Source organism: Streptomyces sp. CCM_MD2014, from assembly GCF_000772045.1.
GTDB classification, from domain to species: Bacteria; Actinomycetota; Actinomycetes; order Streptomycetales; family Streptomycetaceae; genus Streptomyces; species Streptomyces salinarius.
Genome location: NZ_CP009754.1, coordinates 4,173,837 through 4,197,838, shown reverse-complemented (window position 1 = coordinate 4,197,838; position 24,002 = coordinate 4,173,837). Strand labels below are relative to the sequence as shown.

General features: G+C 72.9%; 21 protein-coding genes and 1 pseudogene. 16 read left to right on the top strand and 6 right to left on the bottom strand.

Features of this window, described 5'->3' with window-relative positions; translation table 11 throughout:
• The first annotated feature begins 28 nt into the window (after positions 1-28).
• The 4 genes from NI25_RS18435 to NI25_RS18420 all read left to right on the top strand — a co-directional run bounded on the left by NI25_RS18435 (position 29) and on the right by NI25_RS18420 (position 5,031).
• Positions 29-2,341 carry an FG-GAP-like repeat-containing protein gene (locus NI25_RS18435; RefSeq protein WP_148315136.1) on the top strand — a complete coding sequence of 771 codons (2,313 nt, stop codon included), beginning with the start codon at positions 29-31 and terminating at the stop codon, positions 2,339-2,341.
• A gap of 131 nt (positions 2,342-2,472) precedes the next feature.
• Positions 2,473-3,093 (top strand): VOC family protein, encoded by a 621-nt coding sequence (locus NI25_RS18430; RefSeq protein ID WP_061443486.1) that lies wholly within the window; start codon positions 2,473-2,475, stop codon positions 3,091-3,093.
• A 78-nt stretch (positions 3,094-3,171) separates the two neighbouring features.
• On the top strand, positions 3,172-4,461 hold the full coding sequence (locus tag NI25_RS18425; RefSeq protein WP_061443485.1) for a phosphatase PAP2 family protein: 1,290 nt from the start codon (positions 3,172-3,174) through the stop codon (positions 4,459-4,461).
• Between the two features lie 141 nt (positions 4,462-4,602).
• Entirely contained in the window at positions 4,603-5,031 is a 429-nt protein-coding gene (locus NI25_RS18420; RefSeq protein WP_061443484.1) for an ATP-binding protein, read from the top strand.
• 18 nt (positions 5,032-5,049) lie between these two features.
• On the opposite strand, the gene NI25_RS18415 is transcribed toward NI25_RS18420, so the two are convergent.
• Complete coding sequence (locus NI25_RS18415; protein ID WP_199560959.1) at positions 5,050-6,444, bottom strand: GAF domain-containing SpoIIE family protein phosphatase; 1,395 nt, start codon at positions 6,442-6,444, stop codon at positions 5,050-5,052.
• Between the two features lie 258 nt (positions 6,445-6,702).
• On the opposite strand from NI25_RS18415, the gene NI25_RS18410 reads away from it, so the two are divergent.
• Positions 6,703-7,056 carry an ArsR/SmtB family transcription factor gene (locus NI25_RS18410; RefSeq protein ID WP_061443483.1) on the top strand — a complete coding sequence of 118 codons (354 nt, stop codon included), beginning with the start codon at positions 6,703-6,705 and terminating at the stop codon, positions 7,054-7,056.
• Between the two features lie 15 nt (positions 7,057-7,071).
• On the opposite strand, the gene NI25_RS39720 is transcribed toward NI25_RS18410, so the two are convergent.
• A complete protein-coding gene (locus NI25_RS39720) occupies positions 7,072-7,239 on the bottom strand; it encodes a DUF6126 family protein (RefSeq protein ID WP_199560951.1) in 168 nt (55 codons plus the stop codon).
• A gap of 129 nt (positions 7,240-7,368) precedes the next feature.
• On the opposite strand from NI25_RS39720, the gene NI25_RS18405 reads away from it, so the two are divergent.
• From NI25_RS18405 to NI25_RS18375, 7 genes are all read left to right on the top strand, one after another.
• Positions 7,369-7,992: a carbonic anhydrase gene (locus tag NI25_RS18405; protein ID WP_061443482.1), complete on the top strand. Its 624-nt coding sequence runs from the start codon at positions 7,369-7,371 to the stop codon at positions 7,990-7,992.
• A gap of 314 nt (positions 7,993-8,306) precedes the next feature.
• Positions 8,307-8,396: a K(+)-transporting ATPase subunit F gene (kdpF, locus tag NI25_RS18400; RefSeq protein WP_037922167.1), complete on the top strand. Its 90-nt coding sequence runs from the start codon at positions 8,307-8,309 to the stop codon at positions 8,394-8,396.
• Positions 8,397-8,403: 7 nt separating this feature from the next.
• Positions 8,404-10,065 (top strand): potassium-transporting ATPase subunit KdpA, encoded by a 1,662-nt coding sequence (kdpA, locus tag NI25_RS18395; protein WP_061443481.1) that lies wholly within the window; start codon positions 8,404-8,406, stop codon positions 10,063-10,065.
• Positions 10,062-12,092, top strand: coding sequence for a potassium-transporting ATPase subunit KdpB (gene kdpB / locus NI25_RS18390; RefSeq protein WP_061443480.1), 2,031 nt, complete (start codon positions 10,062-10,064; stop codon positions 12,090-12,092). The genes kdpA and kdpB overlap by 4 nt, the downstream gene beginning before the upstream one ends.
• Positions 12,093-12,097: 5 nt before the next feature.
• Positions 12,098-12,778 (top strand): potassium-transporting ATPase subunit C, encoded by a 681-nt coding sequence (locus tag NI25_RS18385; protein ID WP_061443479.1) that lies wholly within the window; start codon positions 12,098-12,100, stop codon positions 12,776-12,778.
• A gap of 61 nt (positions 12,779-12,839) precedes the next feature.
• Positions 12,840-13,784, top strand: a complete 945-nt coding sequence (sigJ, locus tag NI25_RS18380) for an RNA polymerase sigma factor SigJ (protein WP_061443478.1) — start codon at positions 12,840-12,842, stop codon at positions 13,782-13,784.
• Between the two features lie 157 nt (positions 13,785-13,941).
• Positions 13,942-15,144, top strand: a complete 1,203-nt coding sequence (locus tag NI25_RS18375; RefSeq protein ID WP_061443477.1) for an NAD(P)/FAD-dependent oxidoreductase — start codon at positions 13,942-13,944, stop codon at positions 15,142-15,144.
• 13 nt (positions 15,145-15,157) lie between these two features.
• On the opposite strand, the gene NI25_RS18370 is transcribed toward NI25_RS18375, so the two are convergent.
• Positions 15,158-15,934, bottom strand: coding sequence for a polysaccharide deacetylase family protein (locus NI25_RS18370; RefSeq protein ID WP_061443476.1), 777 nt, complete (start codon positions 15,932-15,934; stop codon positions 15,158-15,160).
• A 106-nt stretch (positions 15,935-16,040) separates the two neighbouring features.
• Positions 16,041-17,627: a hypothetical protein gene (locus NI25_RS18365; protein ID WP_061443475.1), complete on the bottom strand. Its 1,587-nt coding sequence runs from the start codon at positions 17,625-17,627 to the stop codon at positions 16,041-16,043.
• 350 nt (positions 17,628-17,977) lie between these two features.
• Between NI25_RS18365 and NI25_RS18360 the strand changes: the two genes are divergently transcribed.
• Positions 17,978-19,318 (top strand): hypothetical protein, encoded by a 1,341-nt coding sequence (locus NI25_RS18360; RefSeq protein ID WP_061443474.1) that lies wholly within the window; start codon positions 17,978-17,980, stop codon positions 19,316-19,318.
• 137 nt (positions 19,319-19,455) lie between these two features.
• On the opposite strand, the gene NI25_RS18355 is transcribed toward NI25_RS18360, so the two are convergent.
• Entirely contained in the window at positions 19,456-20,556 is a 1,101-nt protein-coding gene (locus NI25_RS18355) for a hypothetical protein (protein ID WP_061446977.1), read from the bottom strand.
• A 144-nt stretch (positions 20,557-20,700) separates the two neighbouring features.
• Positions 20,701-21,294, bottom strand: coding sequence for a TetR/AcrR family transcriptional regulator (locus tag NI25_RS18350; RefSeq protein ID WP_061443473.1), 594 nt, complete (start codon positions 21,292-21,294; stop codon positions 20,701-20,703).
• Between the two features lie 153 nt (positions 21,295-21,447).
• Here NI25_RS18350 and NI25_RS18345 point away from each other — a divergent pair, with 153 nt between their 5' ends.
• The 3 genes and pseudogenes from NI25_RS18345 to NI25_RS38635 all read left to right on the top strand — a co-directional run.
• Complete coding sequence (locus NI25_RS18345; protein WP_061446976.1) at positions 21,448-22,134, top strand: nitroreductase; 687 nt, start codon at positions 21,448-21,450, stop codon at positions 22,132-22,134.
• Positions 22,135-22,570: 436 nt separating this feature from the next.
• Positions 22,571-23,380 carry a hypothetical protein gene (locus NI25_RS18340; protein WP_061443472.1) on the top strand — a complete coding sequence of 270 codons (810 nt, stop codon included), beginning with the start codon at positions 22,571-22,573 and terminating at the stop codon, positions 23,378-23,380.
• A gap of 68 nt (positions 23,381-23,448) precedes the next feature.
• Positions 23,449-23,812: pseudogene (locus tag NI25_RS38635) on the top strand (DUF664 domain-containing protein); the annotation flags it as partial.
• Positions 23,813-24,002: the final 190 nt, after the last annotated feature.

Below are 24,002 nucleotides of genomic sequence, written 5' to 3'. Positions count from 1 at the left end.
CGGTCATCCACTGGGGAGGGACCGTACGTTGCACCGTTCTCGTGTTTCCCGGCTGCGCCTGACCGTGGCGATCGCCGCCGTGCTGGCCACCGTGTCGGCCGGCGGCCAGGCCGTGGCCGCCCCGGCGTCCGCACGCGCCTCCGCGCCGGCCTCCGCGCCCTTGTCCGCGTCCGCCTCGACGAGCCTCGCCGCGACGGGGTCCGACGGCACCCAGCAGGCGGCGGTGCCGTATCCGGCCGGCCGGAGCCAGTTGGCGGGCGTCGGCTCGACCGGGTTCCTGACCTGGGGCGAGGGCGGTGCCGGAGACGTTCTGTGGACCAGCTTCGCCGACGGTTCGACCACCGACCCGATGGAGGGCCGGTCCGCCTGGGTCGCCCTGGGCGCCCAGGCGTCGGACGCGGTGGTGCTCCTCCTGTCCGACGGCCGCGTCGAGCTGCGCGACATGCGGACGAAGCAGGCCGTGATGGTCGTGGACCCGGACGACTTCGGGCGCTCGGGCCAGTCCCTCGGCGCGGTCGGCACCACCCTCGTCGTCGGCACCGCGAACGACGCCGGAGGCCAGGACGTCCACCTCGTCGACGTGGTGGACGGCGCACCGGCCGGGCGCCCGGTGACCGGTCTGCCGCGGGACGCGGTCAACCCGCACCTCGTCGCGGGCACCCCCGACCGCGCCGTACTGACCTACCAGACGGCGGACACCTGGCAGTGGGCGCTGGTCGACCTGGCCGACGGCGCCGTCCTGCGGCGTCACAACGCGGCCTCCGATCCCGCCTCGGTCACCCTCTCCGAGACGCACGTGGCCTGGGCCGAGACGGACGCCCAGGGCGAGAGCCACGTGGTCGTCACCCCGCGCGGCACCGGGTTCGACCGGCGCTACGCGATCGGGCGGGTGTCCGGCGACGTGCGGGTCGGCCTCGTGGGCGACTGGGTGACGTACGGCGTGAGCAGCGAGCTGACGGCCCAGGACCCGGACCCGCTGTACGCCCTGACGGCCCGTCACCTCACCTCGAGCGCCACCCGCGAGGTCCTCGACCACACGCGGCAGACGGCCACGGCACCCGACGGCACCCTCTACGTCAGCGGCGGCACGGTGGCCAACGGCGAGGGTCTGTACCGGGTCGCCCCCGGCGCGGACGGGGCGCCGGTCGCCACCCGGGTGGCGAGCAGCGGCGAGCCGACGAGGGTGACGCTGCTCGGGGACGACATTCCCGACGTGGTCGACCTCGACCGGAACAAGGGCCGGTTCCGCCTGGAGTGGCGCCTGTCCCGGGTCAACGTGGCGATGGACATCACGCTGCGCAACACCCGCACAGGGGAGGTGAAGCGGGCCGACGTGTACCCCCTGTCGTCCGGATACGGCGACCCGCACCGCGTCCGCTTCGACTGGGACGGCGACGTGGAGTGGAACGGTACCCGCGGCATGTACTCCGCCGCCGGCGCCGGCCCGTACACCTGGCGCATCGAGGCCAGGCCGCTCAACGGCATCGGCCCGGAACTGGTCTCCTCGGGCACCTTCACGGTCGCCCGCGACCCCGGCCTGCACGACTACGACGGGGACGGCGCCCCCGACGTCCTCGCGCGGGACACCGGCGGCCGGCTGTTGCTGAACGACACCTTCGACTCCCGCGAGCAGTACGCCTACGTCCAGAACCCGGAGCAGCTCGTCGGCGGCGGCTGGAACGTCTACGACCGGATCGAGGGCGCCGGCGACCTCGGCGGCGCCCCGGTGAGCGACCTGGTGGCCCGGGACCGCTCGGGCGTGCTCTGGCTGTACCTCGGCAAGGGGGACGCCGACTCCCCGTTCACCTCCCGCAGCCGGATCGGCGGGGGCTGGAACGTCTACCGGCAGATCACCGGCGGCAGCGACCTGAACGGCGACGGCCGGGCGGACCTGGTCGCCACCGACACCTCGGGCGCCCTGTGGCTGTACAAGGGCACCGGGAACTGGCGGTCCCCCTTCGCCGAGCGCGTGAAGATCGGCACCGGCGGCTGGGGCGCGTACGACCAGATCACGGCGACCGGAGACATCGCCGGGGCCCCGGCCGGTGACCTCGTCGCCCGCGACCGCTCCGGAGTGCTGTGGCTCTACCTCGGCTACGGCGACGGCCGCTTCGCACCCCGGACCCGGATCGGCGGCGGCTGGAACACCTACGAGCACCTGGTGGGCATCGGCGACGCCGACCGCGACGGCCGGGCCGACCTGTACGCCACCGACGTACGGCCGAACGACCAGGACCCCTACCTGTACAAGAGCACGGGCGCCTGGCGGACGCCGTTCGCGGGCCGTGCCGAGGTCTCCTGGTTCTTCACGGAGCGCCGGGACTACAACCTCTTCGCCTGACGCCGGGGGCGGCGGTGTCCCGCGGGGCCCCGCCGCCGGCCCGGGTCCGCCCCGCGGGAGGGGGTTTCGGCGGGGCGGTCCGTCAGTTTTCGAGAAGCACCGCGGGAGCGGCCGCACCTACCTTCGAGGACATGAACTCCATCGACGCCATCACCCTCGAAGTGGCCGACCCCGAGGCCGCCGCCCGCTTCTACTCCGACGCGTTCGGACTCGACGAGTCGCGGGTGCGCCTGAGCGCCTCCGACAGCCCGACGACCGGCTTCCGCGGTTTCACGCTGTCCCTGGTGGTGGCCCAGCCCGGCAACGTCGACGCGCTCTTCACCGCCGCGGTGGACGCCGGCGCCACCGTCCTCAAGCCCGCCGCGAAGTCGCTGTGGGGCTACGGCGGCGTCGTGCAGGCGCCGGACGGCACGGTCTGGCAGATCGCGACCTCGGCGAAGAAGGACACCGCCCCGGTCACCCGCGACGTGGACGAGATCGTGCTCCTCCTGGGCGTCGAGGACGTCAAGGCCACCAAGCGGTTCTACGTCGAGCAGGGCCTGACCGTGGGCAAGAGCTTCGGCGGGAAGTACGTCGAGTTCGCCGCCGGCCCGGGCACCGTCAAGCTCTCCCTCTACAAGCGCCGTGCGCTCGCCAAGGTGGCGGGCGTGGCCGCCGAGGGAACCGGCTCCCACCGTCTCGTCGTCTCCGGCGGCAGCCGTCCGTTCGCCGACCCGGACGGCTTCGCCTGGCAGCCGGAGCCCAGCCACTGATGGGCTAGTTTCCTGTGCATGTCATCACGGGAAACTCCGCGAATACCCAGGGGCGGGACGCGGGCGAGACTCTGGGCCGTGGCGGGTGCGGCGACCCTCGCGTTCCTCATCGCCCTGGAGATCGCCGCGCGCCGCTACGGCCTGCCGGGGCCGATGACCAACCAGGCCAGGGAGTTGGTGTTCGCCCCCGCGTCGGGGCCCCTGCTCTACGCCGGTCTGGCGCTCACGATGGTGGTCCTGACCTGGCGGGAACGGTTCGTCGCGGCGGCCGCCGCGGTCGGCATCGATCTCGTCGTCGCGCTGGTGCGGTGGGCGGCGGACGCCCCCGCGTCCGGCACCCACACCTTCGGCAACGGCGCGCTGTGGGCGGTCCTGGGCTGCGGGGTCGTCGCCGTGACGCGGCGCACCGGCCCGGAACGGATCCTCCTGCTGAAGGGCGTCGGGCTCGGCCTCCTGCTGGTGGCCGGCCGCAAGACCGGCGACGCCTGGCTGCTGATCACCTCCAAGACCCGCCCGGACGTCCTCGACCCCTATGTGGCGACCGCCGACCACGCGCTGGGCAACCCGTCCTGGCTGATGGGCCGGGCCGTCGAGGCCACCGGCCCGGTCGGTGAGCACCTGCTGGACTGGGTCTACGCCCAACTCGCGGTGGCCGCGGCCGTCGTCGCCCTGTACCAGCTGCGCAAGGTGCGCGCCGAGCGCCGCTTCCCGCGCCACCACCTGGTCCGCACCTTCCTGCTGGTAGGCCTGCTCGGACCCGGCATCTACATGATCTTCCCGGTGGTCGGCCCGGTCTTCGCCTACGGCACCGGCGCCTTCGGCACCGGCGGCGAGGAGTGGGCGATCGCCAACCTGTGGCCGCACACGCTGCCGCCGATCGGCGCGCCGCACCCGTTCACGTACGACGGGGTCACCCCCCGCAACTGCATGCCCAGCCTGCACACGGCGTGGGCCGTCGTGATCTTCATCCACTCCCGGAAGGGGCCGCGCGTCCTGCGCTGGGCGGGGGCTTTCTGGCTGGTCGCCACGCTCACCGCCACGCTGGGATTCGGTTACCACTACGCCATCGACCTCGTCGCCGGTGTGGTGTTCGCGGTCACCGTGGAGGCGGGGCTGCGCGCCCTGGACCGCGGCTGGGACCGGTCGGGGACCGTGCTGGTCGCCCACGGGGTGCTGGTGTTCGCCGCGATCCTGACGGCCACGCGCTTCATACCGCTGGAGATGGCCCGGCACCCGTGGGTCTTCGGGCCGCTCCTGCTGCTGTCGATGGCCTCGGTGGTCCACGGCTACGTACGGACCGCGAAGGAGTGGGAACCGGCGGCCGCGGCGGCGCCGACGCGACCGGAACCGCGGCTCGAGGCGGCCTGAGACGGCCCGAGGCGGTCTCGGACTGCCTGAGACGGCCCGAGTGCCGCAGGTCTGCTGAATTGCGAAAGTTGGCAAGTCGTTGGATGCTGGGAGTCCGGGTCCGCAGGTAGCCGCGGACCCGGTTTCTCATGTGGAGACGCGATGAGCCCCCTGCTCCGCCACCTGCCCCACCGGCACGTGCTCACCCTGCCGGCGACGCCCCCGGCGGTCCGGGTGGCCCGGGAAACCGCCGAGCAGGCGCTCGCCGAGTGGGGCGTGAACCCCGGGCACCCCGCCGTGGCACCCGCCCTGCTGATCCTCAGCGAGCTGGTCACCAACAGCGTCCGCCACGCGTCGCCGCTCAGCGAGCAGGTGACCGTCACGTACGCGGTCGGCGACGACTGCCTGGCCTTCGCCGTGCACGACCGCCACCCCCACCGGCCCCGGCTGAACGGCGCGGGAACGGGTGGCCGCCGGCGAGGGGGCCTGGCGACCGTCATGGAGCTCACCGGCGAGCTGGGCGGCACCGCGGTGGTCCGGGGCGACGACGACGGCCGGGGCAAGAGCATCTGGGTCACCCTCCCCCTGTGACGTAGGCACCGGCCGCATTCAGGAGGAGCCGTAGCTCGTCAGGGGCGGAGTGCGCAGGGCGAGGACGGCCTTGTCGTCGTGTCCGTCGCCGGGCCGGTGGGTGACCAGGGCACGGCACAGCTCGTCGGGCGCGAGTCCCACCAGCCGGGAGGCGGTCACGGCCAGGGCGTCCAGGCCCCGGTCCAGCGGCTGGCCGGGGACCTCCACGAGGCCGTCGGTGAACAGGACGACGGTGCTGTCCACGGGCAGCGGCCGGCAGTGGTCGGGCCGCGGCAGCTCGGGCGCCACCCCGAGGGGGAGCCCGGGCTCCACGTCCAGGTAGTGCACCCGCCCGTCGGGCAGCAGCACGAGCGGCGGCGGGTGCCCCGCGCTGGACCACCGCAGCTGCCACGCGCCGTCGGCGGGCTCCAGCCGCGCGAGCAGCGCCGTCGCGACGGGGGCCTCGTCCAGGGCGGCGTTCATGATCCGGTCGAGCCGGGCGAGGGAGGTGCTGGGCGCGGCGCTCGGGTCGTAGTACAGAGCGCGCAGCATGTTGCGGATCTGCGACATGTCGGCCGCGGCCCGCAGGTCGTGTCCCACCACGTCGCCGATCACCGCCGCGCAGGCTCCGTCGGGCAGCAGCATGGCGTCGTACCAGTCGCCGCCCACGGCCGCCGGCGGGCTCGCCGGGCGGTAGGCCGCGCCCGCGGTGAAGGGCCGCAGGTCGGGCAGGCGGGGCAGCAGCAGTCGCTGGAACTGCTCGCTGCTGTGCTGGACCTGCTGGTAGAGGCGGGCGTTCTCGATCGCGACGCCCGCCGTTCCGGCCAGCGCGCGGATCACGCCCTCGTCGTGCCGGTCGAAGGGCTGGCCGTCCTTGCGTTCGGAGAGGTAGAGGTTGCCGTAGATCCGGCCGCGCACGCTGATCGCCACCCCGAGCAGGCTGCGCATCGGTGGATGTCCGGGCGGGAAACCCGCCGACTCCGGGTGGCGCGAGATGTCCTTGACCCGCAGCGGCTCGGGGTGGTGGATCAGGTGCCCGAGCAGTCCCCGGCCCCTCGGCAGCTCCACGCCCTCCAGGTCGGCCAGCTCCTTGGCGCTGAGCCCCAGGGGGATGAACTCCTCCAGGAGCCTGCCGTCCTGGTCGAGGACGCCCATGGCCCCGTAGCGGGCGCCGACCAGGTCCATGGCCGTGCGCACGATGCGGCGCAGCACCGCGGGCAGCTCCAGCTCGCTGGTGATGTTCACCACGGCCTGGAGCAGCCCCTGCAGGGTCCCCTGGGCGCGGGCCAGGGCGTGCAGCTGCTCGCCGATCCGGTTCAGGTCGGAGCTGAGCGGCAGGTCGAGGAGTGAGGCGTACGGTTCGTCCGAGCCGGCCGCGGAGCTCTCGTCGGCCGAGGTCGCCCCGTCCGGTGAGCGCTGCCGTTCCTCCGCCATCGCGCGTGCCTCGTTTCCCGCCGTGCGGATCGCCTTGCACCCACTGTGTCCCGGCGGGCGGGCGGTCGCCGTCCGTCCGCAGCCGGTCGGAGTAACGCGGCACCGGCCGGGCGGGACGGAGTTCGTCCCGGCGGATTCGGCCTGACGGGTGGCTCGGGCGAGGATGGGCGGCATGCTGATGAGGACGGGACGGGCGCCACGCGCCCAGGGCGGGGCGGCCGGGGCGGGCCGCCGCGGTGCGAGAAAGCTGAGGGCACGATGAGCACGCCGCTGTACCAGTTGAAGGCCGAGTTCTTCAAGACGCTCGGCCACCCGGCGCGCATCCGCGTCCTGGAGCTGCTGAGCGAGCGGGAGCACGCGGTGGCGGAGATGCTGCCCGAGGTGGGGATCGAGCCGGCCCACCTCTCCCAGCAGCTCGCGGTGTTGCGCCGGGCGAACCTCGTGGTGTCCCGCAAAGAGGGATCGAACGTCTACTACTCCCTGACCAGCCCCCAGATCGCCGAGTTGCTCAGGGTCGCGCGCGGCATCCTCTCCGGTGTGCTCGCCGGGCAGGCCGAACTGCTCGCGGACCTCCGGGCCGGACAGCCCGAGCCGGAACCGCCACCGGCGTAGCGGCGCGGCGCCCGGTCACTTGTGGGCGTGCTCCCCCACGTAGAAGAGCAGCCAGATGAAGCCGGCGAGGAGATGCGTGCCGAAGACGTAGAAGCCCGCCCGCAGGGCGACACCGCGCTCGAACCGGCGCTCGGAGGTGCCGCGGTCGTCGCGTGCCCCGCCGCCCGACGGCGGAACCGGCATCCCGATCACCTCTCGTCCGCTCGTGGGGGAAGTAGGAATCCAGGCAATTGATGAATTGCAGAACTCTGCATGTCTTTCCACTGTACCCGCCTGCACACCCTTCCGGGGGCGGGCCAGTACCTTGCTCCCATGCCTGATCTGAGCCCTTCCTCCCCCGCCGAGGCCTACGCGGCCCTGTTGCAGGGCAACGCCCGTTTCGTGAGCGGTGACCGTCTCCACCCCAACCAGGACGCCGACCGCCGGTCGGAGCTGGCCCCGCGTCAGCATCCGTTCGCGGTGCTCTTCGGGTGCTCGGACTCGCGGCTGGCGGCCGAGATCATCTTCGACCGGGGTCTCGGCGACCTGTTCGTGGTACGGACGGCCGGCCACGTGGCGGGCGCGGAGGCGCTGGGCAGCGTCGAGTACGGCGTCAAGGTGCTGGGCGCGCCGCTCGTGGTGGTGCTCGGGCACGACTCCTGCGGCGCGGTCACCGCGGCCGCCGAGGCCGTGCTCGGCGGTACGGCGCCGGCCGGCTACATCGGGGACGTCGTGGAACGGGTGATCCCCAGCGTGCTCGCGGCACGCGCCCAGGGCGACGACGGGATCGACCGGTTCGTGGACGAGCACATCCGCCGCAGCGTGGACGGCCTGGTGGGACGCTCGGCCCTGCTGGCGGACGAGGTGGCCGCCGGCCGGTGCGCGGTCGTCGGCCTGTCCTACCGCCTGGCCGGGGGAACGGTGAATCGCGTGGCGGCCCACGGGCTCCCGGAGTAGCCGACCGGCACTCCCGTAGCGCCTTCACCCGCGGCGCGAAGCAGCGCGGGCCGCAGCACCACCCCTGTGAGCGGCGCCGCCCGACACCCCGTCGGGTGGCGCCGTGCGTCGTCAGAGAGGTGTCAAGGGCGAGCGCGCCGCCGTATGGAAGCCATCAACGGCGGCGGAAAACGGTCGGAAGGGGGCTCTCATCTCCCTGTCAGCTTCTCTTCCGCACCTCACTAGGAGCTCGCGATGGCCGACGTGGCCTTCGTCGTCACCACGCTCGCGGTGTTCGCGCTCGTGGCCCTCGTCGCCAAGGGGGTGACGAAGCTGTGACCGCCGAGAACATCGTCGGCCTGATCGTGGCCGTCGCCCTGCTCGGCTACCTCGTCCTCGCCCTGATCCACCCGGAGAGGTTCTGAGCGCCGCATGAGCCCCGTACTCTCCGGCGTGCTCCAGCTGCTCGCGCTCGTCGCCGCGCTGGCCCTCGCCCACATACCCCTCGGCACCTACCTGGCCGGGGTCTACTCCTCGCCCCGGCACCTGCGGATCGAGAAGTGGATCTACAAGGGCATCGGTGCCGACCCGGACACGGGGATGCGCTGGCCCGCCTACCTGCGCGGCGTGCTCGCCTTCTCCCTCGCCGGTGTCCTCTTCCTCTACCTGCTCCAGCGGCTCCAGGGCGTCCTGCCCGGCTCGCTCGGCTTCGCCTCCATCGACCCGGACCAGGCGTTCAACACCGCCGCGTCCTTCGTGTCCAACACCAACTGGCAGTCGTACTACGGCGAGCAGGCCATGGGCCACGTCGTGCAGACCGCCGGTCTGGCCGTGCAGAACTTCGTCTCGGCGGCCGTCGGCATCGCCGTGGCCGTCGCCCTCGTACGAGGCTTCGCACGGTCCCGCACCGGTGAACTCGGCAACTTCTGGGCCGACCTGGTCCGCGGTGTCGTCCGCGTCCTGGTGCCCGTCGCCGTGGTCGGCGCGGTGATCCTGGTGGCCTGCGGGGTCGTCCAGAACTTCTCCGGCATCCACGAGGTGGGTCAGTTCCTGGGCGGTCCGCAGCAGTGGAACGGGGGAGCGGTCGCCTCGCAGGAGGTCATCAAGGAGCTGGGCACCAACGGCGGCGGTTACTTCAACGCCAACTCCGCCCACCCCTTCGAGAACCCGACGCCGTTCACCAACCTGTTCGAGATCTTCCTGATCCTCCTCATCCCGGTCTCCCTGACCCGGACCTTCGGCGTCATGACCGGCTCGCCGCGCCAGGGCTACGCGATCCTCGGCGCGATGGCCGCCATCTGGGTCTCCTTCGTCGCCCTGATGATGTGGACCGAGTTCGCCCACCACGGCCCGGCGCTGCAGGCGGCCGGGGGCGCGACGGAGGGCAAGGAGCTCCGCTTCGGCATCGGCGGCTCGTCGCTCTTCGCGGTGTCGACCACCCTGACCTCCACCGGTGCCGTGGACTCCTTCCACTCCTCCTACACCGGACTCGGCGGCGGCATCACCCTGCTCGGCATGATGCTGGGCGAGATCGCGCCCGGCGGGGTCGGGTCCGGCCTCTACGGCATGCTGGTCATGGCGGTCGTCGCCGTCTTCGTCGCCGGACTGATGGTCGGCCGTACGCCCGAGTACCTGGGCCGGAAGATCGGCACCCGCGAGATCAAGTACGCCGCCTGCTACATCCTGATCACCCCGGCCCTGGTGCTGGTCCTCACCGCCGCGGCGATGGCCCTGCCCACCCCGGGCGACTCGATGACCAACACCGGGGCGCACGGCTTCTCCGAGATCCTTTACGCCTACACCTCCGCCGCGAACAACAACGGCTCGGCCTTCGCGGGCCTGAACGCCGACACCCAGTGGTTCAACACCACCCTCGGCCTCGCCATGCTGCTCGGCCGGTTCCTGCCGATGGTGTTCGTCCTGGCCCTCGCGGGCTCGCTCGCCGGGCAGCAGCCGGTACCGGCCACCGCGGGCACCCTGCGCACCGAGAAGCCGCTGTTCAGCGGCCTGCTGGTGGGGGCCGTCCTGATCATCACCGGCCTGACCTACTTCCCGGCCCTCGCCCTGGGCCCGCTCGCCGAGGGGCTGGCATGAGCACCGAGACACGGAACACCCTCTTCGACCCGAAGCAGCTCATCGCGTCGCTGCCCGACGCGCTGCGCAAGCTCGACCCGCGGGTGATGGTGAAGTCGCCCGTCCTGTTCGTCGTCCTCGTCGGCTCCGTCCTGACCACGGCCTTCTCCCTGACCGACCCGGGTGACGGGTTCGGCTGGACGATCAGCGTCTGGCTGTGGCTGACCGTGCTCTTCGCCAACCTGGCGGAGGCGGTCGCCGAGGGCCGGGGCAAGGCCCAGGCCGACACCCTGCGCCGGGCCAGGACCGACACGGTCGCCCGCCGCGTCGACGGCACCACCGTCCCCGGCACCGAACTCGCCGTCGGCGACCTGGTCGTCTGCGAGGCCGGGGACGTCATCCCCGGCGACGGCGACGTCGTCGAGGGCGTCGCCTCGGTCGACGAGTCGGCGATCACCGGGGAGTCGGCGCCCGTCATCCGCGAGTCCGGCGGCGACCGCAGCGCCGTCACCGGCGGGACCAGGGTGCTCTCCGACCGCATCGTCGTACGGATCACCACCAGGCCGGGCGAGACCTTCATCGACCGGATGATCGGCCTGGTCGAGGGGGCGGCACGGCAGAAGACGCCGAACGAGATCGCGCTGAACATCCTGCTGGCCTCGCTGACCGTCGCCTTCCTGCTGGCCTGCGCCACCCTCCCGCCGTTCGCCGACTACGCCGGCGTCCGCCTGAGCATGGTCGTGCTGGTGGCCCTCCTGGTCTGCCTCATCCCGACCACGATCGGCGCCCTGCTCTCCGCGATCGGCATCGCCGGCATGGACCGCCTGGTGCAGCGCAACGTACTGGCCAAGTCGGGCCGCGCCGTCGAGGCCGCCGGCGACGTCTCCACGCTGCTCCTCGACAAGACCGGCACGATCACGCTGGGCAACCGGCAGGCGGCCGCGTTCGTGCCGGTGCGCGGCACCACCGAGGCCGAGGTCGCCGACGCCGCCCAGCTCTCCTCACTCGCCGACGAGACACCCGAGGGCCGCTCGATCGTCGTCCTCGCCAAGGAGAAGTACGGCCTGCGCGTACGGCACCAGGGCGAACTCGTCGGCGCCGAGTGGGTCGCGTTCACCGCGCAGACCCGCATGTCCGGCGTGGACGTCGGCGGCCGCAAGGTCCGCAAGGGCGCGGCCGGTTCCGTCGTCGCCTGGGTCGAGGAGCGGGGCGGCAAGGTCGCCGGGGACGCGGAAGCGGCCGTACGGGGCATCTCCGAGGCCGGCGGCACGCCGCTGCTGGTCGCGGTGGAGGACGGGCGCGGTGCCCGGATCCTCGGCGTGGTCCATCTCAAGGACGTCGTCAAGCACGGCATGCGGGAGCGGTTCGCGCAGTTGCGGCGGATGGGCATCAGGACCGTCATGATCACGGGCGACAACCCGCTGACGGCCAAGGCCATCGCCGACGAGGCGGGCGTCGACGACTTCCTCGCGGAGGCCACACCCGAGGACAAGATGGCGCTCATCAAACGGGAGCAGGCCGGCGGCAAGCTGGTCGCGATGACCGGCGACGGCACCAACGACGCCCCGGCGCTGGCCCAGGCGGACGTCGGCGTGGCGATGAACACCGGCACGTCGGCCGCCAAGGAGGCCGGCAACATGGTCGACCTCGACTCCGACCCGACCAAGCTCATCGAGATCGTCGAGATCGGCAAGCAGCTGCTGATCACCCGCGGGGCGCTCACGACGTTCTCCATCGCCAACGACGTCGCCAAGTACTTCGCGATCATCCCGGCGCTCTTCGCGGCCGTCCATCCCGGCCTGGACAGGCTCAACATCATGGGGCTGTCCTCCCCGTCCTCGGCGATCCTGTCCGCGGTGATCTTCAACGCGCTCATCATCGTCGTGCTGGTCCCACTCGCGCTCAGGGGCGTGCGGTACCGGCCCATGAGCGCCGACCGGCTGCTGCGCCGCAACCTCGCCGTCTACGGACTGGGCGGTCTGATCGCCCCGTTCCTCGGCATCAAGCTCATCGACCTGATCGTCTCGCTCGTCCCCGGGATCGGCTGACCGACATGAACACTTCCCTCACCAACGCCGCCCGGCTGTTCGGGGCAGGCCTGCGCGCGCTGCTCGTCCTGACCGTGGTCACCGGCATCGTCTACCCGCTCGTCGTCACGGGGGTCGCGCAGGGGCTGTTCCCCGGCAAGGCGAACGGATCGGAGGTCACGGCGGGCGACGGCAGGGTCGTCGGCTCGTCGCTCATCGGCCAGGCGTACGACCTGCCGCTCAAGGACGGACAGGAGACGCCGGAGCCGGACCTGAGGTGGTTCCAGGGGCGTCCTCAGAACGGCCTCGGCACCAACACCGTCAACACCCGGTACGACCTCATCCTTTCCGGAGCCACCAACCGCGCCGCCGACAACCCGGAACTCCTCCAGTGGGTGAAGGACGCCAAGGCCGCCGTGGTGAAGGACAACTCCGTGCCCGGCCACCCCGTGCGGCCCGAGGACGTGCCCGCGGACGCCGTCACCTCCTCCGGCTCCGGCCTGGACCCGCACATCTCCCCCGAGTACGCGGACCTCCAGGTGCGCCGGGTGGCCGAGCGCAACGGCCTGCCCGTCGCACGCGTCCAGCGGCTCGTCGACACGCACACCATCCCCCGCACCCTCGGCTTCATCGGCGAACCCCGGGTCAACGTGCTCGAACTGAACATCGCGCTCGAGGACTTGAAGGGAGGGACGGCCGCTCACTGAGGCGCCGTCCCGGAGCCGCCGTGCCCCGGGACGCGGGCCGCGCGCGACTACAATCCGGGCCATGCCCCTGACCGTGAGCGACGTCGAGCGGTTCGAGGCCTCCAGGCACCGTCTGGAGGCCATCGCCTACCGCCTCCTCGGCTCCGCGAGCGAGGCCGAGGACGCCGTGCAGGAGACCTTCCTGCGCTGGCAGGCGGCCGACGTCGAACGCGTCGAGGTCCCCGAGGCCTGGCTGACGAAGGTCCTCACCAACCTCTGCCTCAACCAGCTCACCTCGGCCCGCGCACGGCGTGAGACCTACGTGGGCCAGTGGCTGCCCGAACCGCTGTTCGCCGGCGACCCGATGCTCGGCCCGGCGGAGACGGCCGAACAGCGCGAGTCGGTCTCCTTCGCGGTCCTCGCGCTGCTGGAGCGGCTCTCACCGGGCGAGCGGGCGGTGTACGTCCTGCGCGAGGCGTTCCAGTACACGCACCGGGAGATCGCGGAGATCCTCGACGTCACCGAGGACGCCAGCCAGCAGACCCTGCACCGCGCCCGGAAGCACGTCGCGCAGGGCAGGGCCCGCACGGAGATCGACGAGGCCGCGGCCCGGCGGATCGTCGACGAGTTCCTCGCTGCGGCCACCAGCGGCCGGACCGAACCGCTGGTCCGTCTCCTCACCCAGGACGCCGTGGCGATCGGTGACGGAGGCGGGAAGGTCCCGGCCCGCGCCAAGGCCTTCGAGGGCGCCCGAGCCGTGGCGACGTTCATGCGGGGTCTGTTCAAGCCCGGCAAGGCCAAGCGCGACCTGGTCGGCGGCAGCGCGGAGATCTACCCGGCGGTCGCCAACGGCGACCCCGCCGTGGTGGCCGTCGTACGCGGCCGGGTCGTCGGGATCATGTGCCTGGAGGTCACGCCGGAGGGGATCGCGGCCTTCCGCAACCAGGTCAACCCCGACAAGCTCGACCGCGCCACGCGGCGGTGGGCGGCTACCGACCACGGAGAACCCCTGTTCACGGCCTTCTGACACCTGCCGACGTCTCCTGCCGTCGGCTCGCGGACGCCGTCCGGTTCGGCAGGTGACGTACGTCACTCCCCGCTCCTGTCAGGAATCGGCGGGCTGCCCGGTTCAAGGGGCGAGTCCCGCTGGAGAGCCGCAGCGGCCGGAGACAAGGGAGCACGTCATGCAGCACGCCACGCGACACCGCATCGTCGTCCTGGGCGCCGGATACGCCGGAGCCGTCGCCGCCGGGCGGCTCGCCCGGCGACTGCGCCGCGAGGACGCGGCCATCACCCTCGTCAACGCCGAGCCCCACTTCGTCGAACGCGTCCGGATGCACCAGCTCGCGGTCGGCCAGGACCTCGCGCCCCGGCCGCTGGACGAGATGTTCGCGGGCACCGGCGTCGACCTGCGCGTCGCGACGGTCACCGGTGTCGACGTCGACCGCAGGACCGTCGCGGTCAGCGGCCCCGACGGCCCCGGGGAACTGGCCTACGACACCCTCGTCTACGCCCTCGGCAGTACCTGGAACCACCAGGACGTGCCGGGTGCCGCGGAGCACGCGCACGAGATCGCCGGCCGGCCCGGAGCGCTCCGGCTGCGTGCCCGCCTGGCCGGGCTGGAGGCCGGCCGGCCCGTGGTGGTGGTCGGCGGCGGGCTCACCGGCCTGGAGGCGGCGTCCGAGATCGCCGAGGCCCGCCCGGACCTCGACGTCGCGCTCACCGCCGGTGCCGGGCTCGGCGACTGGCTTTCCCCGAGGGGCCGCCGTCACCTGCGCAAGGTCTTCGGTGCCCTGGGCGTCACGGTGCACGAGAACGCCAAGGTCACCGAGGTCGCCGCGGACCACGTCGTCACCGCCGACGGGACGCGCGTCCCGGCCGACGTCACGGTGTGGACCACCGGCTTCGCCGTCCACCCCCTGGCGCGGGCCACCACGCTGGAGGTCACCGACACGGGCCGGATCGTGGTCGACGGGACCATGCGCTCGGTGTCCCACCCGGACGTGTACGCCGTCGGCGACGCGGCCCTGGCGGCGGGCCCCGGCGGCAAGCCCCTGCGGATGTCGTGCGCCTCGGGCGTCCCCAGCGCCTGGCAGGCCGCCGACGCCGTCGCGGCCCGCCTGACCGGCCGGAAGCTCCCGCAGACGACCCCGCGCTACTTCAACCAGTGCGTCTCCCTGGGCCGCAGGCAGGGCCTGATCCAGTACGTCACCGCCGACGACCGTGCCGTGCGCGCGGCCCTGACCGGGCGGCTCGCCGCCCTCTACAAGGAACTCGTGTGCAAGTCGGCGGCGTGGGGCGTGGCCAACCCGACCCTCGGCGTCCCGGCCCGCCGCCGTCCGGTCGTACCCGCGACCCCGGAGCCGGCCTCGGCCCCGGCGGTCTGAGCGGCGGCCGCGCTCAGCGCACCGGGAACCCGAAGTCGTACCCCTGCTCCCGGAGCCGGGGCAGGACGCGCCGCAGCGCTTCGACGGTCTGGGTGCGGTCGCCTCCGGCGTCGTGGAAGAGGATCGTCGGCCCGTTCGGCAACTCCCGCTGGACGGTGGCGACGATGGCGTCCGTGCCCGGCCGCTCGAAGTCCTTGGTGTCCACGTTCCAGCCCAGCGGACGCATGCCGCGGGACGCGGCGAGTTTGCGGCTGTAGGGGGTGAAGGCGCCGCCGGGCGCCCGGTAGTACATCGGCCGGACGCCGCCGGACGCCTGCGTGATCATGCGCTCGGCGTCGAGGATCTCCTTGGCCTGGTAGGCCTCGGACTTCTTGTCCATGGTGGTGTCGTGCGACACCGAGTGGTCGCAGAGCCGGTGCCCGGCCGCGACGACGTCCTTCACGAGGTCCGGATGGGCCTGGGCCTGAAGACCCGTCATGCAGAAGGTGGCCTTCACCCCGTACTGGTCGAGCAGGTCCAGTACGTGCGGCGTCCACGTGGGGTCGGGGCCGTCGTCGACGGTGATGTTGACGCCGCGCGGCCCCGCGTCCGAGGCGTGCGCGATGCCGACGTCGACCGGCCCGGCTTCCTGGCCCGGTGCGGCCGGCGCGGCCGCCTTCGGCGTCGCACCGGCGCCGACGGACTGGGCCTGCGCGGTCCACACCGAGGCGCCGACGGCGAGCACCGTCACCCCGAGCGCCGCCCCGACCACCTTGCCGTACCAGCCCCGTCCACCACTGTGCCGCGCCATGTCCGCCGCCCCGCCTTCGCGTAGTTCCTCGCCGCCGGTCCCCGATCGCGACGGGGACCACATGACAGGACGGGAGAAAACGGTCGCGGGATCCGTCTGTTACCGATCACGGACAATTCCGGGGGAGTTCCCGGTCGACAGGACGCGTGGCCGGCGCGGACGCCCGCGCGGCGTCCAGTGCGTGCAGGACGCGGCGCAGGTCGCCCGGGGCTGCCGCGAGGCGGACCGGGACGCCCGCGTCGTCGAGTTCGGCGACGTGCCAGCCGCGGGGGACGGTGTCGCCGTCGCCGCCGCGCGGGCGCCGTACGCGCTCGACGGTGAGCCGCCGGACCGGGACCGGCCGGGCCGCGAACCGCCCCGGGCCGGGGTGGGGGACGATCGCGGGCGGGCCGTCGCCGAGCACGATGTGGGTGCCGAACCGGTTCGGGTTGTAGTCGGTGCTCTCCAGGAAGCGCGCGGCGAGGAACACGTCCTCGCCCGCGGATTCCTGGGGCTCCGCCCCGCCCGACGCGTCCTGGCCCGGCGTCCGGACGCGGGTCGCACGCCAGGCCAGGACGAGAAGGCCCGAGGTGCCGGCCGTCCCCGCGGCCGCCCATGCGAGGGGCCCGGCGGAAGCGGGCAGCCCCGTCGGGTGGAGGTAGCAGAGCGGCACCAGCCACAGGGCCGTGGCGACCAGGACACCCAGGAACGGCAGCACGGACGGCAGCACCTCGTCGTCGGCGAGCCGACGCCCGCGCCGGTGCACCAGCAGTCGGGCGCCCGGCCAGCCGGCGGCCAGGGCGAGCAGGGCCGCGACGACGGCCACCGAATCGGCGCTGGTGAAGTGCTCCCGCCAGACGTGGTGTTCTCCGGCGACCACCCTCACCTGGCCCCGCCACAAGGTGAGTTCGACGCGGTCGCCGGCCCGGAACCCCTTCGCCCCCTCCTGCGAGACCGTGAGCCGGTCCAGGGGCCGGTCACCGGCGAAGTACAGCCCACCGGCCTGCTTCCCCCTTCCCGCCTCCGTCCGTTCGATCACGGCGTCCAGGGTCGTCAGGCACTCGCCGCGCTCGGCGGACGGTGTCCCGGCGGCACACGGGACGGCCGACGTCCACGCCTCCTTCGTCGCCCCGACGACCGGCACCAGCCAGGCGGCCAGCCCCGCGCCCGCGAGCAGCAGCACGCACAGGACCAGCGGCACGGCGACCCCGCGCCCGGCGGTGTGCCTCGAGATGACGGCGAGGTGGTCCGATTCCGGTTCCCCGTGACGGCGGTGCAGCGCCCGCAGCGCGTCCAGCGTCGCGTCGAAGTCCGGCCGGTCCGCCCCGGACCCGGACACCGGCAGGGGCAGCCGCCGCGTCCGGCCGTCGCGCAACAGCATGCCGACGCGGACGTACTCCTCCCCGTACCGCCCGTACTGGATGTGGACGCGCAGATCGGCGATGTCGTGCCACGGCACGCTCCGGCGGCGGCGCAACCGCGAGCCACAGTGCACGCCGTACGCGTCGGCGCTCACCCGGAGGGTGGCCCCGTGGAGGGACGCGACCCCCACCACAACGGCCGACAGCCCGCCGCCCACCCACCAGTCCACCCACACGCCCGCGTGGGCCAGGCGCCCCGCGGCCACCACGGCCCCGGCCGCGCCCAGCCCGACGAAGACCCACAGGGCCTGCGTGCGCAGGGGGTGGCAGAGCACTTCCTCGCCGTCGGTCATGTGCGCAGCGTGCCACCGCCCGCACCGCGGCCGCCTGTACGGCACCCGGCAGTCTTCCGGCCCGCGAGGCTGCCGGGGCCAGTGGCGAAGCGGAGTGTGAGCGGGCCGTTGAACGGCGGCCCGGGCCTGCGGTTGATGACATGCATCACACAAAAAGTGCGGCCTACGCGGGCAACTGTGCCCCTGTGCGCGACTTGTCCGCGTGCCGCCGCCCCTTTTCCCGTACGGCCGTGAAAAGTCGCCTGTGGCGGTGATCGGGCAGGTCATACGATCGCGGGGGTGCCGTCCCGCGTGAGCACTCCGCAGGCACGGCGCCCGTCACACCTTTCGCCACCCGATCAGGGGTCCATGTGAAGATTCGCCGTGTTCTCGCCACCGCCGTCGCCGCCGCCGTGATCTCCCCGGTCGCCCTCCTGTCCGCCGCCCCGGCCTTCGCCGACGAGAAGCCCGCCACGCAGCAGACGCAGAAGGCGAAGCCGACGGTCGAAGAGCTCGAGCGGGCCGTCGAACGCGCGCAGAAGGAGTACGACGCCGCCGTCGTCGCGGTGAACGACGCCGTCAAGTTCCTCAGGGAGGACATGGAGGCGGACACCTACCCGACCAAGGCCGCGGTCATCGAGACCGAGAAGGCCGCCGCGGCCGCAGCCCAGGCCAAGACCGAGGCCGACCAGGCCGTCGCCGACGCCCGGGCCAAGCTGGACGCCGCCGCCACCGACGAGGACAAGGCCGCCGCGCAGACGGCACTGGACGAGGCCGAGAAGGCCGCCGAGGAGGCCGCGGACGCCAAGACCGCCGCCGACGCCGAGGCCACCGAGGCGCGCACCGCCCACGACGACGCCCGTGTGGCCCAGGCGCGGAAGATCGGCCTGCTCCAGAAGGCGGAGAAGGAGGCCAAGGCGAAGCTGGCCGACGCCGAGCAGGCGCTCGCGGACGCCAAGGCCGCCGTCGAGGAAGGAGAGGACACCGGGCAGGACGGGCAGGACGGGGAAGACGGGGAGGACCCGGCTGCCGACTGTGTCCCCGAGCCCGGGCTCACCGCCGTCGTCACCGGCCTGCCGGACGAGGTCGTCGGCGGCACCACGGAGACCTTCTCCCTCCGCGTCACCAACGGCACCGGCGAGACGATGGACGCGGTGTACCCGTACGTGGGCGTCCACGCCTTCGACGTCAAGGGCCTCAAGGAGCTCGACTCCTACCTGGACCTGGAGTGGTCCACCGCCGCGAACCCGACCTGGCGCGACGCCGACCTGATCGACGCGACCTCGCTGGGCTCCCTCAAGCCGAAGGCGTCCGTCGACGTCAAGCTGCGGCTGAAGGTCGACCCGGACGTCCCGGCGGGCCAGGGCGCCGCGTTCGTCACCGCCGACTACGTCAACGAGGACGGCACCTGCGGCGGTTACCCGGACCTCGACCACCACGAGTTCCAGATCCTGGCCACGTCCGACGACGGCGGTGACACCCCGGGCAAGGACGACGGCACCAAGGACGGCCCCGGCCACACGGGACAGGGCGGCGCGTCCACCACCCCGGTGAACACGTCGGGTGGCAGCGGCAGTGGCGGCGGCTCGCTGGCCCACACGGGTTCGAGCGACGTCCTGCCGAAGGTCGGCCTGGCAGGCGGCGCGGCGCTCGTCCTCGGCGCGGGCGCGGTGCTCGTCGCCCGCCGCCGCAGGACGGCCACCGAGTCCTGACCGACCCGCGCGACGCGGCCGGCGCCCCTTCCACAGAGCGCCGGCCGCGCCCCCCTGCGCGGGAACGGGCGCGAGGGGCAGGTTCCCCGTCACCGCCGACGCGGGGGGGGGCCCGGGGACGGCGGTGGCAGAGCGGGTCACGTCGCGGGTGTCGGACGGCCGCCGGACGTGGGAACCCCGCTCCCCCAGTGGTGACCGCAGGCGGACCACTTCCCGCGACCGCAGGGGCACGCGCGGCTGCCGCGCACGGGGTGGAAGGCACGCCAGTACGTACGGCGGGTGAGCGTTGCCGCCGATGTGGTCAGGCCGAAGTCGTCCACGACGGCCAGGCCCTCGTCGAGGAGGTCGAGCATGAACGAGCCTACGGCGATCAGGGAGTCGGCGACCGCGAAGGCGACGGTCGGTTCCAGGGTCCGGACCGAGGCGCCCTCGGCCAGCGACATGGGGGAGCGGGAGTAACTGCGCACCGTGACCGCGTTCGAGGCGTGTACGAGGGGCGGGGTGGCGAGGGCGATCCTGGCTCCGAAGGCGGGGTGCGCGGCGTCGGAGAGCAGGTCGTACCACTTCGGGAATCTGTCGTCACCCGTCGCCCTGGTCACCTTCTTCACGAGCGTCAGGACGTTGGTGGCCCGCAGCTTCTCGTTGCTGCCGTTCATCCTCGAGCCGAACCCGGCCTTCAGGAGGACGGGAGCGAGCGTCTCGCGGACCAGGGCGGGACGCCTCAAGGGGTCCTCGGCGGCGGCCTTGCCGGTCCGCCACGCCTCGGCGACGGCCTTCTGCTCGTCGGCCAGTGCCCCTGCCTCCTCGATGAGGGCCCGCGCCGTGACCGCGCCGGAGGTGATGCGCCACCGGGTCACGCTGTCCAGGGTGTCGGCGAGCAGGTCGGCGCTGCGCCAGGCGTGGACGAGCCACCAGCTGACCAGTCGGGTGTGCAGTTCGGGGTAGACAACGGCTGCCGCCGGGTCGCGGACTCCGGCTTCGGACGCCTGGTCCACCGCGAGGACGGTCGCGTCGTCGTCGGAACGGACGTAGACCCAGTCCTCGGCTTCCCGCAGGGCGAGCCGCTCCCACTTCTCCGCGGCGCGGCCCGTCAGGGGGGCCAGCAGCACCTCGGTGGTCGCCGCCTCCTCGCTCATGCGGCGCAGTGCGGTGACCCGCTCGGTGAGTTCCGTGAGGGCGGCGGTGCGCTGCGCGCCCAGCGCGTCGGCAACGGCCTTGGTCAGTCCGGGTTCATCCATGCTCACCGCACGGGACCTTAGCGCGGGCGGTCGGCCCCGGGCGCGGTCGGACAGCGCCCACTTCAGACACCGGCACCTCCTCATGCCTCCCGGGGCAGGGAGTCAACGACGGGAGCGGGGGCGCCGGCAATCCGGCGGGGCCGCTCAGTCCGTGGCCGGCAGCGCGTCGTCCAGGAGGACCTCCGCCGCCTTGCGCGCGTGGCGGCCGTAGTCCGCCTCGCCCAGCACCATGGCGCGGCTGGCGGCGCCGTCCGCGAGGGTCACGAGCTGTTCGGCGAGGTCGGCGGGCCGGCGGCAGCCGAGTTCCGCGACCAGCTCGGTCACCAGCCGCACCATCAGCAGTTTGCGCTCGCGGGCGTAGGAGTGGACCGCGTTCCGCGGATCGGGGAACTCCACGGCAGCGTCGATGAACGGACATCCGCGCACCGGATCCGAGCCCGCCGGGAGCGGATCGAACAAAGCGAGGATCCGCTCCCTGGCGGGCACGTCCCCGCGCGCCAGCACGCCCTCCAGGGTGCGCCCCGACGAGGCGAGGTCCTCGAGGTGGGCGAGGACGAGGTCGTCCTTGGTCCGGAAGTGCGCGTAGAGGGTGCGCTTGGACACCGGCGCCCGCTCCGCGATCTGCTCCATGCCGGTCGCATTGATCCCCTGGGCCGCGAACAGGTCGGCCGCTGCGGCCAGGATGCGCTCCCGCCCTCCGCGCCCCTGCCGCCGGGGAGGCGTCGTCGCCGTAGTCATGACTTAAGTATACGGCCTCGTTTACTTCAGGCGGTGTCGCTGGCTATAGTGCTCCAAGTAAACGCCACCGTCTACTTAAGTGATCCTGAGGAGATTCCCATGAGCGGACCGGTCGTCACTCGGACACGCACGGGCGAGACGCCCGCCGACGCGATGCCGTCGGGCGGGACGCCCCCGTGGGAGTACGCCGAGCAGCTGATCCGCGGGCGCCACGCGACCCGCGCGTTCCGGCCCGACCCGGTGCCCGAGGACGTTCTGCGCGCCGTGTTCTCCCTCGCCGGCGCCGCGCCGTCCAACTCCAACGCCCAGCCGTGGCGCGTCGAGGTCGTCGGCGGCGCACGGCGAGACCGCCTGGCCGACGCCCTGCGGACGGCCCACCGTGAACGACGCGTCACGGCCGACTTCCCGTACTCCGAGGACATGTACGCCCCCGTCCACCGGGAACGCCGGGCCGCCTTCGGCGCCGCTCTCTACGGAGTGCTGGGCATCGGCCCCGACGACCACCGGGCCCGCGCCGCCTACGACGCGAAGAGCATGGACTTCTACGGAGCGCCCCACGCCGCGTTCCTGTTCGTCACCGGTGACGGCGGGCCGCGGCTGGCCGCCGACGCCGGCGCCTACCTGCAGACGCTGCTGCTGGCCATGACGGCGTACGGTGTGGCCAGTTGCCCGCAGGGCCTGCTCAGCTTCTACGCGGACACGGTCCGCGACGAACTCGGCGTGGAGGAAGGCAAACTGCTCGTCGGGGTTTCCTTCGGCTACGCCGACGAGGACGCCCCGGTGAACCGGGTCGCGACCGACCGGGCGTGCTTGGCGGCGACCACCACGTTCCACCACTAGAGCCCGCCCCGAGTCCGCGGGCCCGCTCGCGTGGCGTGAGGAAGCGGCTGGTGGACTCCCGACCGTCCTTGTCGGCCGCGGACGCGTGACGTGCAGTTCGGGGCCCGGAGGAGCGGCATCCGGCGAGCGGTCCGACAGCCTGCGGAGAGGGAGCGCTGCACGACGTACGTAAGCGTGCCGCCTCCTGCCTCTCGGTCGGCTTCCCCCCGGTGACGGTGACATCGGCGGAATCCGACGACGACCGGGCCGCGATCGGTGCGATGATCGGCCGGTGATGGGCTGGATTGGGGCTCGCCTTGCCGCGCGTCACCGACGGCAGGCCGACGAGGCGATACGGAAACTGCGCGAGGACGCCGAGGCGCTCCGTATCGGTCCTGTACCGGGGCCGGTTCGAGTGGCCTTGCGGCGGTACCACCAGAGGCGAGTACGAACGTGGGTGCTGTGGGCCGTTTTTGCCTACGTCTGCCTGCGGGGGATCGCCGGCGCGTTCGCGGGCGATCTGAGAAGAGCGGACGAACTCGCCGAGCGCGTGCCCTACTACAGCGACTCCAAGGTCCTGGTCGAGTGGGCCCTCGGCGACATAGGCGCGGGTGGGGTGGCGTTGCTGCTTGCGGCGTACCCGCTGCGATTCGTCGTGGCTTCCGCCGCTCGGGTGTGTGGCGCGGGGGGCTTCACGTTCGAGCGCGTCAGCGTCTGGTCCGACCTCATTGGACAGTGTGCGGACGTCGTGCGCTCCTCCGGAAGCCGCGATCACCGCCTCAGCTCGGTCTCCCTGCGTCTTCCGGTCATGCGCGTGCGAGGGGCGCGCATCGCACGGGGAACCGTTCCGGCCTTCTCGCGGCGCAACCGACTCCTGAGAGCGCACGCGGCTCAGGTGGTCGAGGCGCTGCGTGGTGCGCACGCCGGACTGGACAGGGATCCCGACAAGGCGGCGCGCGACCTGGGGCGTCTGGCGTTGACGATCAGCGAGCGGTACGCCCTGGGGCGGCTCGGGGCGCTCCTGGACGAAGGCGACCTCGAGCCGCCTCGCCGCATGAGTGACGCGTTGCGGCTGTCCATCGCGGCGGTTCTCGTCGCCGTGATCGCCATCGTCTCCGCGCGGCACGGCGTTCCCGAGCCGGCGGCGATCGCCGCATCGGTGGTCGTCGTGGCGATGCTCTACCGAAGCGCGACAGCCGGCGGAGTCGCCGGCGTCGGCCTGGCCGTCGCCGAGATCCTCCTGAACGCCTTCTTTCCGGGCGGGTAGCCGGCCGCCTACCAGCTACCGCGAGGCCGGCCGAGCCGCCTGGGGGCGGACCTGCCGCCACCCCGCCCGGGTGGCGGGACCACGACGCCAGCGATCTGTGGGCGGCCGAGGACGAGACATGCGAGCAGATCATCGCTTTCCACCGGCGCACGTGGGAACACTCGGACGCGACGATCGACGAGCTTGACCCCCGATGCCCCGGGCCACGTGCCGTGGTGGCCGGAGCCCCATGCCGACACGAACCTGTTTGCCGTCCTGGTCCACGTCCTCGGCGGGACCAACCGGCACGCCGGGCACGCAGACATCTTGCGCGAAGGCGTCGACGGCCGGACCGGAATGCGCCCCGAACACGAGACACGGATCGACGAGGACGCCCGCAGGGCCTGCTGCGCGAAGATCGAGCAGGCCGCCAGATCGGCCACGGGCACATGAGGCCGTCCCGCACCACCTGATGTCCGCACGGCATGATGCGGGCCGCCGGTACCGATCTGCCGCAGCGTCCGGTGACTGATGAACTCCGGTGGCCGGCCGCTCCGTCACCGCCGTCGTTCACGAATCGGCCCGGCTGCCGCAGGCAGAGGCCCTCCGGACCTGATCCCCCGTAGGCCGGGCTGGCTAGAGT